The following is a 12,065-nucleotide window of genomic DNA, read 5'->3' on the forward strand; positions in this document are numbered from 1 at the left end:
CGGATCGCTGCGGCGCACAATCTTTCATCCGACACGCCGCACCGAGGTAAGCCATCGTGCCCGACGGGGAAGACCGGACCGAAACAAAGGCAGCCATTTCTGTCCTGCGCTCGATTCACGAGATCGCGGCGGCGGACTGGGATGCCTGCGCCGGTTCCGAGAATCCCTTTCTCAGCCACGCCTTTCTCTCCGCGCTCGAGGACAGCGGCTCCGTGCGCGCGGAGACCGGCTGGCTGCCGCAGCACCTGGTCTATGCCGACGAGGATGATCGGATCGCAGGCGTCGTCCCGCTCTATCTGAAAGGCCATTCCCAGGGCGAGTACGTCTTCGACTGGGGCTGGGCCGACGCCTACGAAAGGGCGGGAGGCGAATACTACCCGAAACTCCTTTCGGCCATTCCCTTTACCCCGGTTGCCGGTCCCCGCCTCCTCATTCATCCGGACGTCCGCACGGACACTGTTCGCGACGTCCTCATAAGCGGACTGATCGAGATCACGCGGCGCTTCGACGTCTCGTCACTGCACGTGAATTTCCTTCCCGAGGCCCAATGGCAAGCGCTTGGCGAAGCCGGCTTCCTGCAGCGGGTCGGACTGCAATATCACTGGCACAATGACGGTTACGCGGCTTTCGAAGATTTCCTCGCCGCGCTTTCGTCACGCAAACGCAAGGCCATCCGCAAAGAGCGCAAGGCGGCCGCGGGCGCCGGCCTGACGATCCGGCAGCTGACCCGCGATATGATCGAACCCCGGCACTGGGACGCCTTCTACCGGTTCTACATCGATACCAGCGACAGGAAATGGGGCTCGGCCTATCTGACGCGGGAATTCTTCGATCTGCTGGGCGAGCGGATGGCGGACCGGGTCCTGCTTGTGATCGCCGAATTGGACGGCACCCCCGTCGCCGGCGCGCTCAACCTGATCGGCGACTCCACGCTCTTCGGCCGCAACTGGGGCTGCATCGCCGACTTCAAGTTCCTGCATTTCGAGCTTTGCTACTATCAGGCAATCGATTTCGCCATCGCGCGCGGTCTCGCATGGGTCGAGGCCGGGGCGCAAGGACAGCACAAGATCCAGCGCGGTTACCTGCCGCGCTACACCTACAGCGCCCACCTGATCCCGTCGCCGTCTTTCCGAGACGCGGTCGCTGATTTCCTGCACCGCGAACGGATGCAGATGGAATACGAGAAGGATGCGCTCGAAAAACAGTCACCGTTCCGTCACGAGACCTGAACATGGCGCATGGCTGGTCTTCGGTATTTTTGCACCGCAACATCGAATGATGGGTCAATATGAGATTCAGTAAACGCGCCGACCGGCCGCCTCACGGCGCCGTCCGCGACATTCAAACAGACTTGGGAGTTTGACCATGGGCGACCGCTTCTGCATCACCCTTCTCGAAGCTGCTGAAATGAACGGCTTCACCAATTCCGAAATGCGCGTTCTCGTCGACCGCCACGCGAGCATCGCGGCGAACGTGAACGGCGCCTGGCGCATCGATCCGGACGCGCTGAATTCGGTGCTGAGCGCGAACGACTCCTACCTGCAGGCCGCCTGAGCGCCTAGGCGAGGAAATACCGACAAGAAAAAGGCCCGCGCGTCGCGCGGGCCTTTTCTTTTTCCTGAATACACGGTTCAGGATCAGACCAGTTCCGGCTTCTTCTTCTCGCGCTTCGTGGATCCGCCACCGGAACCCCTTCCGCTCTCATTGCCCGGGTAGGAGAAGACCAGCTTGTCCTCTTCCAGATCGACCTGGACGAGACCGCCCTTGACCAGCTTTCCGAAGAGCAATTCCTCGGCCAGCGGCTTCTTCACATGTTCCTGGATGACGCGGGCAAGCGGTCGTGCGCCGTAGAGCCGGTCGAACCCCTTCTCGCCGAGCCAGTTGCGGGCGGCGTCGCTGAGCTCGACCGTCACGCCCCGGTCGGAGAGCTGCACCTCGAGCTGCATGATGAATTTCTCCACCACGCGGGAGATGATTTCCGGCGTCAGGCTGCTGAACGGAATGATCGCGTCCAGGCGGTTGCGGAATTCCGGGGTGAACATCTTGTTGATCGCCTCGGTGTCGTCGCCCTCGCGCTGGGTGCGCGCGAAGCCGATCGCTTCCTTGGCCAGATCCGACGCCCCCGCGTTCGTGGTCATGATCAGGATCACGTTGCGGAAATCCACGCTCTTGCCGTTGTGGTCCGTCAGCTTGCCGTGGTCCATAACCTGCAGCAGGACGTTGAAGAGGTCCGGATGAGCCTTCTCGATCTCGTCGAGCAGCAGCACGCAGTGGGGATGCTGGTCGATCGCATCGGTCAGAAGCCCGCCCTGATCGAAGCCCACATAGCCCGGAGGCGCCCCGATCAGGCGTGAAACGCTGTGCCGTTCCATATATTCCGACATGTCGAAACGGGTCAGCTCGATGCCGAGGGCATTGGCGAGCTGGCGCGCGACCTCGGTCTTGCCGACGCCGGTCGGCCCCGAGAACAGATAATTGCCGATCGGCTTCTCCGGCTCGCGAAGTCCGGCACGCGAGAGCTTGATCGCGGTGGCCAGAGATGCGATCGCCGCGTCCTGGCCGAACACCACGGTCTTCAGATCCCGCTCCAGGTTCTTCAGCACCGTCTTGTCGTCGGTCGAGACGCTCTTCGGCGGGATCCGCGCGATCTTGGCGACGATTTCCTCGACTTCCTTTACGCCGATCGTCTTGCGGCGCTTTGACGGGGCGACGAGCATCTGGGCCGCGCCCACTTCGTCTATGACATCGATCGCCTTGTCCGGCAGCTTGCGGTCGCCGATATACTTCGCCGACAGTTCAACCGCCGTCTTCAGAGCGTCATTGGTGAAGCGCACCTTGTGGTGCTCCTCGTAATAGGGTTTCAGACCCTTCAGGATCTTGATGCTGTCCTCGATCGACGGTTCCTTGACGTCGATCTTCTGGAAGCGGCGAACGAGGGCCCGGTCCTTCTCGAAATGGGTCCGGAATTCCTTGTAGGTAGTCGAACCGATGCAGCGCAGTGCGCCGGACTGCAGCGCCGGCTTCAGCAGGTTCGAGGCATCCATCGCCCCGCCCGAAGTCGCGCCCGCACCGATCACGGTGTGGATTTCGTCGATGAACAGCACCGCGTCCGGATTGCGCTCCAGCTCGCTGACGACCGCTTTCAACCGCTCCTCGAAATCGCCGCGATAGCGGGTGCCGGCAAGCAACGCGCCCATATCGAGGGCGAAAATCTGCGCATTCTGCAGCACTTCCGGCACATTGCCGTCGACGATCCGGCGTGCGAGCCCTTCGGCGATGGCGGTCTTGCCGACGCCGGGGTCACCGACATAAAGCGGGTTGTTCTTGGTCCTGCGGCAGAGGATCTGGATCGTGCGCTCGACCTCGAACTCGCGGCCGATCAGCGGATCGATCTTGCCCGCCGTCGCCTTCTTGTTCAGATCGACACAATAGGCGTCGAGCGCCTCATTGCCGCTCTTGTTCACGGTTTCCTGCTTGGCTTCCTCTTCGGCGCCGTCGATCCGACGTGTCTCCGACTGTCCGTGTACCTTGGCAATGCCATGGGAAATGTAATTCACCGCGTCGAAGCGGGACATTTCCTGCTCCTGCAGGAAATAGACGGCATGGCTCTCACGCTCGGAGAACAGCGCGACGAGAACGTTGGCGCCGGTCACTTCGGCGCGCCCGGAGGACTGGACATGGATGACGGCGCGCTGCACCACGCGCTGGAAGCCGGCGGTCGGCTTCGCTTCCTCTTCCTCGGTCCGGATCAGGTTCATCAGATCGTTGTCGATATAACCGGCCAAATCGTTGCGCAGCCGATCGACGTCGACATCGCAAGCCCGCATGACCGCGACGGCGTCCTGATCGGAGGTCAGCGCGAAGAGCAGGTGCTCCAGCGTCGCGTATTCGTGCTGGCGCTCGTTCGCGAGATCGAGGGCGCGATGCAGGCTTTCTTCAAGATTTTTCGACAGCATGTCTGATCAAGCCTTTTCCAGTGTGCATTGCAACGGGTGCTGGTGCTGACGGGCAAAATCCATCACCTGCGTTACCTTCGTTTCGGCGACTTCGTAGGTATACACCCCGCAGACCCCAACGCCTCGCTGGTGGACATGCAGCATGATCGTCGTCGCCTCTTCCCTATTCTTCGAGAAGAATCTTTCCAGAACGTGAACGACAAACTCCATCGGGGTGTAATCGTCATTCAGCATGATGACTTTGTACATGGCCGGCTTCTTGGTTTTCGGCCGTGCCTTGACCACCACACCCGTATTTGTGCCGTCACCATTTTTCTTGTCGTCGTCACTCATTCTCAGAACCATGGATGTTCCGCACCTGCCGGACAGGTGCCTGAATGCTGCACGAGCTAAATAGGTCTATCGGGGCCTCAGAGAAGTCCGTGCAGCATCATTTGCGAGGCCGGAGACACATGCCGGTAGGGTGACAGACATTTCGTGTCGAGCACAAGGTGTTGCAAGGGCAAATCTGTGAACCCGTCGTGCATCGGTCATTCAACAGAGCGACCACAGCCGGCAGCCTCCAAGCCTTGGCGGGATTTGCGCCGTTGCTCCCCGATTTTGCACCGCAGCGCGTTCAGCCAGTCGCCAGCGTACCTGCAACGGAGCGGACAAGCTCAAGAAGCCTTTCGGCGCGGGCCGGAACCTGCCTGCCGCGGCGGAGCAACATCCAGAGATCGTGCTGGCGGATCTCCGGAAGCTGGGCCACATGCAGCCGGCCCCTGTCCGGAAAGGCATCGACGCCGCTTCGCGGCAGCAAGGTATATCCGAGCCCGTGGGCGACCGGCGTCGGGATGAGACTGATCTGGTTCACATAGGCGCGGACACGCAGTCGGTCCGGCCCGGTATATTGCGCCGGAAAGTTTGCGCCCAACAGGTCGTCCGCGTACCTGAAGCCGTCCGGGTGGGCTATGAACCCCCGGGCTTCGAGATCTTCGAAACAGATTCTTTCCGGGCGGGAAACGGCCGGCACCACCAGACAGAGTTCCTCGCGCGCCAGATGCTCGCAGGCGATATGAAAGTGGTCCGGTTTCCGGCCGGAAATCGCGAAGTCGAAATCCCCCTCCAGTACGCCGGACATGATCCGGCTCTCGGGCGCCGCCTCGACACGGACGGTCAGCCTGGGAGACGCTTTCATGAGCGGCAAGAGATGTGGGTAGAGCAGCATCGCGAAACTGCCCGAACAGGCGATGACGATCTCTCCGGCATCCGGATCGTCGATGGAGATCCGCTCCCGCAAGTCTCGCTCTTCCCGTCTTCGTGCCCGTCCGAGCGCATAGATCTCTTCGCCCGCAGGCGTAAGAGTGAAACTCTTGCCGTCGCGCGAGATAAGGGGCTTGCCGACCTGCTGCTCCAGCTTCCGCAGTTGCTGCGAAACACCGGGCTGGGTCATCGCCAGGCGCTCCGCGGTTCGTGTGAAATGGCGCGTTTCGCACAGCTCGGTGAAGGTCTCGAGCCATCGGGAATTCAGCATTCAATCATAGTATTGAATTATCATTTTCATGAAAAATGATAATTTTTATGAAGCGCCACGAGATCATACCTTCGCTCCGTCACCATGCATAAGGAGCAAGGCATGCCCCCCATCCCACGCACATTCTCGCATATCGGTCTCTCGGTTCCCGACCTCGAAGCCGCGGTCGCGTTCTATTCGGAGGTTCTCGGCTTCTACACCATCATGCCACCGACCCGGGTGGTCGAGGACGACAGCGATATCGGGCGGATGTGTACCGACGTGTTCGGCACAGGCTGGAACGCACTCAGGATCGCGCATCTCGCGACCGCGGACCGGATCGGCATCGAGCTGTTCGAGTTCGACGGCAACCGGGCGCCGGATGAAAACCTGGACTTCCGTCGTCACGGAACCTTTCACTTCGCCATTCAGGACCCGAACCTTGAAGAGTTGCTGGAGAAGATCGTCGCTGCCGGCGGCAAGCAGCGAATGCCGGTGCGCAGATACTTTCCCGGCGAGAAACCATACCGGATGGTCTATGTCGAAGATCCGTTCGGTATCGTCTTCGAGCTCTACAGCCATAGCTATGAGCTCACCTATTCCGCCGGAGCATACGCGTAACTGCCCCGGTTCAAACGCAAGAAGCCCGGCCGAAAGGGCCGGGCTTCTGCACTCGATACCGGAAAAGCCAGCCTGTTAGGCGGCGACCGGCTTGGTCAGCTTCTCGAAGGTGCCGGTCAGGCTGTCCTGGATCGGCTTCATCGCTTCGTTGGCAGTCTTGACCGAGAGCTCGGAAATCTTGGTGATCTCCTCAAGGGTCTTGTCATAGCTCTTCTTGGTCACGTCATTCTGCAATTCCAGCAGGTCGCTGACGGTCTTGCAGGACATCGCGGTCTTGCCAACCTCGACGGAGGTTTCCACGCTGTCCTGGCTGAAAGCATAGAGCTCCTTGCCAATAGCTTCGAAACCCTTGGACCAGACGCTCATCGCCGCGACATAGGCTTCGTAGTTCGCCTTGCCAAGCGTGGCGTACTCGTCATATCCGCCATAGATGGCCTTCTGGGCCTTCTCGGCATTTTCCTTCATCAGCACGACCGCCTGGTCATAGCCCTTCTGAGCGACTTCCTGAGTCGCCTTCACAGCGGCTTCAACTGTTTCCTTACCAGCGGCGACCATGTCTTCATTCTTCTCGGCGGCACCGGCAGAGGTGGTTTTCTTCGCAACCATATTCACTCTCCTTGCAATTCGTTGACTCTCGTTCGGGGTCGGCGCTTCTCGGGGGAACCGCCCCTGGGGTCGCAGGCATGTCATCTGGACATGCAAATCTCTTGATCTTGTCTGCGCTCTTTTGCTGCACTGCAACACGCCCCTAACATATGGATTGGCGCCCAGAGATCAAGAGACTTTTTTGTGCAGTGCACAATTTTTTTGACTCACTCCAGAAATCCCTTTCATTCCAGAGAATTCGGCATCAAGAATTGTCTGGTATGGCTTGGGTCAAGGCGTGGGGCGATGCTTGGGTTTAATTTTAATTCAATTACTTATGGACAATAGCTAAGCTCTTACATAAGATTTTGGCGATATTGGGTATGGATAACGGCATCGTCGGCGGGCGGTGCATGCGCTCTGGGGGGGACATGACGCGAAGCGTGACAGCACGGGTCCGGAATGCCGTTTGCGTCCTCGCTTTCGGTCTGGCCATCTGGCTTGGCACAGGGACCGCAGAGGCCCGCTACGCGTCCTTCGTGATGGATGCCGACACGCTCGACGTGCTCTATGCGAAGAATGCCGATACGCGGAACTATCCTGCGTCGCTGACCAAGATCATGACCCTCTACATGCTGTTCGACGCACTCGAGCGGGGCAAGGTTACGCTAAAGACGAAGATGAAGGTCTCGAAGCGGGCCGCCGGCCAGCCGCAGACGAATATCGGTCTGCGCGCGGGCCAGAAGCTGACGGTGAAAGACGCGATCCTCGCCCTCGTCACCCGCTCCGCCAATGATGCCGCAACCGTGGTCGCCGAGCACCTGGCGAAGAGCGAGGTGCATTTCGCCATCGCGATGACCAAGAAGGCGCGGAACATCGGCATGACCCGTACCACCTTCCGCAATGCCTCGGGGCTACCGAACCGGCGGCAGAAGAGCACCGCGCGCGACATGGCCAAGCTCGGCCTGCGTATCCAGCGCGACTTTCCGCAGTACTATCATTATTTCAAGACGAAGAAATTCACCTACAACGGCCGGACATACAAGAACCACAACAACCTGCTCGGGCGCTATTCCGGCACCGACGGGATCAAGACCGGCTATACGCGGGCCTCGGGCTTCAACCTCGTCTCCTCGGTTCACAGCAACGGACACCACATCATCGCAGTGGTGTTCGGCGGACGGACCGCGAAGTCGCGTGACAAGCATATGGTCTCGCTACTCAACCGCGGCTTCAAGAAAGCGGTCCGGATCGCCCGCAACCGCGCGCCAGCGCCGATCCCGGTCGCGCGACCGGTTCCGGGCAGAGAAGCCCCCGTCACGGTGCAGCTGGCCGCCGTCCGCTCCGACATCTCGGACGATGTCCTGCAGGGCTCCGGCGGCGCGGATATTTCCGAGCGCGACTGGGGCATTCAGGTCGGCGCCTATTCGAGCCGCGCGCCGGCCGAGCAGATGATCCGCACCGCCCGCTCACATCTGAAAAAGGTACTGTCCGGCTCCACGGATTCCGTCGAACAGATCACCCGCGACCACGGCACCGTCTTTCGCTCCCGCATCATCGGTTTCAGCGAAGCCGACGCCCGAAATGCCTGCGCCCTTCTGGTTCGCAAGCACGTCCCCTGCGTCCCCGTCCCTGGCGAAACCGGCGAGGAAGTCGCCACCATGCCGGCCGGCGGCTGAGTTCCAGAAAAAACGCCGCCTGCAAAACCGGGCGGCGCTGTTCCTTCATTCAAACAAGTTCGATCAGATGTCCGGCGGCGTCTCGCCCACCGCTCTCAGCGCATCGCGAAGCTGCGTCTTCAGCCGCTCCAGTCCCTCTTCCGTCTGGGATTCGCAACGTGCAACCAGAACGTCCTGGGTGTTGGAGGCGCGCAGCAGCCACCAGCCGTCCGGAGTGTTGACCCGGACGCCGTCGGCGTCGGAAACCTCGACCCCGGCCTGCCCCGAAAGCCAGTCCTGAACCTCTTTCACGACGTCGAACTTGCGGGTGTCGTCGCACTGGAAGCGCATTTCCGGCGTGTTGATCACCTGCGGCAGGGCGTCCCGGATCTCGGAGAGGGATTCTTTCCGGTGGCTCAGCCCCTCGATCAGACGGATCGCGGCGTAGAGCGCATCGTCGAAGCCGTAATAGCGATCCTTGAAAAAGATGTGCCCGCTCATTTCGCCGGCCAGCGGTGCGCCGGTCTCCGCCATCTTGGTCTTGATCAGGGAATGACCGGTGCGCCACATCAACGGCTTGCCGCCGTACTCCGCGACCTTGTCGAACAGGACCTGACTCGCCTTCACGTCTGCGATGATCGTGGCGCCGGGATTTTCCTTCAGAACGTCCTCGGCGAGCACGGTCAGTAGCTGGTCGCCCCAGAGCACCCGTCCTTTGTCGTCGATCACGCCGATCCGGTCGCCGTCGCCGTCAAAGGCGATGCCGAGATCCGCGTCGCGCGCGGCGACCTCGGCCATCAGGTCCTCGAGATTTTCCGGCACCGTCGGGTCCGGATGGTGGTTCGGGAAGGTCCCGTCGACTTCCGGGAACAGCACCTTGTGATTCGAGGGCAGCCGCATGCAGACCTGGTTCACCGACGGGCCGGCGGCACCGTTGCCGCAGTCCCAGACGACGCGGAGCTGGCGGCCCATCTTCACATCGCGCAGCAAACGGTCGACATAGCCGTCGAGAATATCGACCTCCTCGGCCGAACCCTCGCCGCTCTCGTAGTCGCCTGCCGCCGCGATCCGGCCGAGATCCTGGATGTCGGCGCCGAAGAACGGCCCCGTGCCCAGCATCATCTTGAAGCCGTTGTAGTTCGGCGGATTGTGCGAGCCGGTGATCATGATCCCGCCGTCGGTCTCGAGCGCGTAAACCGAATAATAGAGCATCGGCGTCGCGCAGCTCCCGAGGCGAATAACATGCAGACCGCACGCCATCAGGCCTTCGACCACTGCCGCTTCCATTTCCGGCGAGCTGAGACGGCCGTCCCGGCCGACAGAGACCCTGGTCCCACCGTTGCGCACCACACGGGTACCGAAAGCGCGGCCGAGCGCGCGGGCATCCGTCGCGCTCAGGGTCTCGCCGATGACACCACGGACGTCGTATTCACGCAGAATGGTCGGCGGGAACTGATGCGCACTCATTTCGGGGCCCCGGCTTCGGCGGTGCCGCGTCCGACACAGACATAATCGAAGCCGGCCTTCCGCATGTCGCCGGGATTGTAGACGTTGCGGAGGTCGACCATCAGCGGCTGTTTCAGCAAGCCCTTCACACGATCCAGGTCGAGGGCACGAAACTCGTTCCATTCGGTGACGATGGCAACCGCGTCCGCTCCCTCCATCGTGGCATAGGCGTTCTCGCACATCTCCACCTCAGGCAACATCTCGCGCGCCTCCTTCATGCCTTCGGGATCGTAGGCCTTCACTTCTGCACCGGCCGCCTGCAACGCCGGGACGATGTCGAGGCTCGGGCTGTCCCGCATGTCGTCCGTGTTGGGCTTGAAGGTCAGTCCAAGCACCGCGATGGTCTTGCCGGAGACCGATCCACCACAGGCGGCGACGATCTTTTCCGCCATCTGCTTCTTGCGCTTGTCGTTGATGTCGACAACCGTCTCCACGATGCGCAACGGCGCGTCGTAGTCCTGGGCCGTCTTCACCAGAGCCAGTGTATCCTTCGGGAAGCAGGAGCCGCCATAGCCGGGCCCGGGATGCAGAAACTTGCGCCCGATGCGGCCGTCGAGACCGATCCCTCGGGCGACGTCATGCACGTCCGCGCCAACCTTCTCGCAGAGATCCGCAACCTCGTTGATGAACGTGATCTTGGTCGCGAGGAAGGTGTTCGCCGCGTACTTGATCAACTCGCTGGTCTGCAGCGTGGTGAAGACGATCGGTGTCTCGATCAGGTAGAGCGGCCGGTAGATCGCCCGCATGACTTCCTGCGCGCGCTCGCTTTCGGTGCCGATCACCACCCGGTCGGGCCGCATGAAGTCGCTGATCGCCGCGCCCTCCCGCAGGAACTCGGGGTTAGAGCAGACATCGAAATCGGCGTCCGGGCGGGTCTCGCGGATGATCCGCTCGACCTCGCGCCCGGTGCCGACCGGAACCGTGGATTTGGTGACGACGACGGTATAGCCCTCCATCGCCTCCGCGATTTCCTTCGCCGCGCCGTAGACATAGGAGAGATCGGCATGCCCGTCACCCCGACGGGTCGGGGTCCCGACGGCGATAAAGACCGCATCCGCATCCCTGACCGCCGATTTCAGGTCGGTCGTGAAGGTCAGCCGCCCGGCCCGGACATTGTTCGCGACGAGGTCGTCGAGACCCGGCTCGAATATCGGGATCTCGCCCCGGTCGAGGCGGGAGATTTTCACCTCGTCCTTGTCGACGCAGACGACATCAATGCCGAACTCCGAGAAGCAGGCTCCGGACACCAGGCCGACATAGCCGGTTCCGATCATGGCAATACGCATGAATTCGCTCCGTTATCAGGCGTAATTCTTCAGAAAGGCCCGGACGGGGTCTGCCATGTCCGGGCGATCGAGTGCATAGGCGATATTGGCTTCGAGAAAGCCGACCTTGTTACCGCAGTCGAAGCGGCGGCCTTCGAAAAGATAGCCGTTGAAGGGCTGTAGGCCGAGTTGTCGCGCGAGTGCGTCGGTCAGCTGGATTTCGCCGCCTGCCCCCGTCTCGAAACGCGCCAGATCCTCGAACACCTTGGGCTGCAGGATATAGCGACCGATCACGGCATAATTCGACGGCGCAACCTCCGGCTTCGGTTTCTCGACGAGGCCTCGGACCTCGACCAGACGCCCCTTCACTTCACCCGGCGTAATCACGCCATAGGACTGGGTCTCTTCGCGCGGCACTTCCATCGCCGCAACCATGTTGCCGCCCACCTCGTCGTAGGCATCGACCATCTGCTTCAGACAACCGGCGGCACTGAGGATCAGATCATCCGCGAGCAGCACCGCGACGGGCTCCATGCCGACGAAGTTCCGTGCGCACCAGACCGCGTGTCCGAGACCGAGCGGCTCCTGCTGGCGGGTATAGGAAAACTGTCCGGCCGCGGGGATGGTCGCCTCGACAACGGTCAGCGCATCCTTCTTCGCGCGGTCCCGCAGCATGGACTGCAATTCGAACGCGTGATCGAAATGGTCCTCTATCGCCGACTTTCCGCGCCCGGTGACGAAGATGAACTCCTCAATCCCGGCGGCACGGGCTTCCTCGACGGCATACTGGATGAGCGGTTTGTCGACGACCGGTAGCATTTCCTTCGGCATCGACTTCGTCGCCGGAAGGAATCGCGTGCCAAGCCCCCCAACCGGAAAGATCGCCTTCCGAACTGGCACTGGCATATCTGACCCTCAATTCGTTATCTGGATACGCCGCCCGACCGAGGCTTCCGGCAGAGCGCACCGTTATTGGCACATA

General features: G+C 61.4%; 11 protein-coding genes. 4 read left to right on the forward strand and 7 right to left on the reverse strand.

Annotated features, from left to right (window positions below):
* Window positions 1-56 precede the first annotated feature (56 nt).
* Both ACOOE1_RS08455 and ACOOE1_RS08460 read left to right on the forward strand, forming a co-directional pair.
* Window positions 57-1,229: a GNAT family N-acetyltransferase gene (locus ACOOE1_RS08455; RefSeq protein WP_420405905.1), complete on the forward strand. Its 1,173-nt coding sequence runs from the start codon at window positions 57-59 to the stop codon at window positions 1,227-1,229.
* Window positions 1,230-1,365: 136 nt separating this feature from the next.
* Window positions 1,366-1,554 carry a hypothetical protein gene (locus tag ACOOE1_RS08460; RefSeq protein WP_420405906.1) on the forward strand — a complete coding sequence of 63 codons (189 nt, stop codon included), beginning with the start codon at window positions 1,366-1,368 and terminating at the stop codon, window positions 1,552-1,554.
* An 83-nt stretch (window positions 1,555-1,637) separates the two neighbouring features.
* On the opposite strand, the gene clpA is transcribed toward ACOOE1_RS08460, so the two are convergent.
* From clpA to ACOOE1_RS08475, 3 genes are all read right to left on the reverse strand, one after another.
* Entirely contained in the window at window positions 1,638-3,956 is a 2,319-nt protein-coding gene (clpA, locus tag ACOOE1_RS08465; RefSeq protein WP_420405907.1) for an ATP-dependent Clp protease ATP-binding subunit ClpA, read from the reverse strand.
* Window positions 3,957-3,962: 6 nt separating this feature from the next.
* Window positions 3,963-4,289 carry an ATP-dependent Clp protease adapter ClpS gene (gene clpS, locus ACOOE1_RS08470; RefSeq protein ID WP_193182732.1) on the reverse strand — a complete coding sequence of 109 codons (327 nt, stop codon included), beginning with the start codon at window positions 4,287-4,289 and terminating at the stop codon, window positions 3,963-3,965.
* Window positions 4,290-4,572: 283 nt separating this feature from the next.
* Complete coding sequence (locus tag ACOOE1_RS08475) at window positions 4,573-5,469, reverse strand: LysR family transcriptional regulator (protein ID WP_420405908.1); 897 nt, start codon at window positions 5,467-5,469, stop codon at window positions 4,573-4,575.
* 102 nt (window positions 5,470-5,571) lie between these two features.
* On the opposite strand from ACOOE1_RS08475, the gene ACOOE1_RS08480 reads away from it, so the two are divergent.
* Window positions 5,572-6,069 (forward strand): lactoylglutathione lyase family protein, encoded by a 498-nt coding sequence (locus ACOOE1_RS08480; RefSeq protein WP_420405909.1) that lies wholly within the window; start codon window positions 5,572-5,574, stop codon window positions 6,067-6,069.
* A gap of 75 nt (window positions 6,070-6,144) precedes the next feature.
* Here the strand turns inward: ACOOE1_RS08480 and ACOOE1_RS08485 are convergent, their stop codons facing one another.
* A complete protein-coding gene (locus tag ACOOE1_RS08485) occupies window positions 6,145-6,675 on the reverse strand; it encodes a phasin family protein (RefSeq protein ID WP_420405910.1) in 531 nt (176 codons plus the stop codon).
* A 410-nt stretch (window positions 6,676-7,085) separates the two neighbouring features.
* Between ACOOE1_RS08485 and ACOOE1_RS08490 the strand changes: the two genes are divergently transcribed.
* Entirely contained in the window at window positions 7,086-8,333 is a 1,248-nt protein-coding gene (locus ACOOE1_RS08490) for a serine hydrolase (protein WP_420405911.1), read from the forward strand.
* A 63-nt stretch (window positions 8,334-8,396) separates the two neighbouring features.
* Here the strand turns inward: ACOOE1_RS08490 and pgmG are convergent, their stop codons facing one another.
* From pgmG to galU, 3 genes are read right to left on the reverse strand one after another with little or no spacing between them, the layout of a single operon-like run.
* The gene (gene pgmG, locus ACOOE1_RS08495) at window positions 8,397-9,779 is read right to left on the reverse strand and encodes a phosphoglucomutase/phosphomannomutase PgmG (protein WP_420405912.1); all 1,383 of its coding nucleotides are present in this window, start codon (window positions 9,777-9,779) and stop codon (window positions 8,397-8,399) included.
* Entirely contained in the window at window positions 9,776-11,104 is a 1,329-nt protein-coding gene (locus tag ACOOE1_RS08500; RefSeq protein WP_420405913.1) for a UDP-glucose dehydrogenase family protein, read from the reverse strand. Before ACOOE1_RS08500 ends, pgmG begins: the two co-directional genes overlap by 4 nt.
* A gap of 15 nt (window positions 11,105-11,119) precedes the next feature.
* Window positions 11,120-11,989: a UTP--glucose-1-phosphate uridylyltransferase GalU gene (gene galU / locus ACOOE1_RS08505; protein ID WP_420405914.1), complete on the reverse strand. Its 870-nt coding sequence runs from the start codon at window positions 11,987-11,989 to the stop codon at window positions 11,120-11,122.
* Window positions 11,990-12,065 lie beyond the last annotated feature (76 nt).

It is taken from the genome of Nisaea sp., assembly GCF_965216895.1.
GTDB lineage: Bacteria > Pseudomonadota > Alphaproteobacteria > Thalassobaculales > Thalassobaculaceae > Nisaea.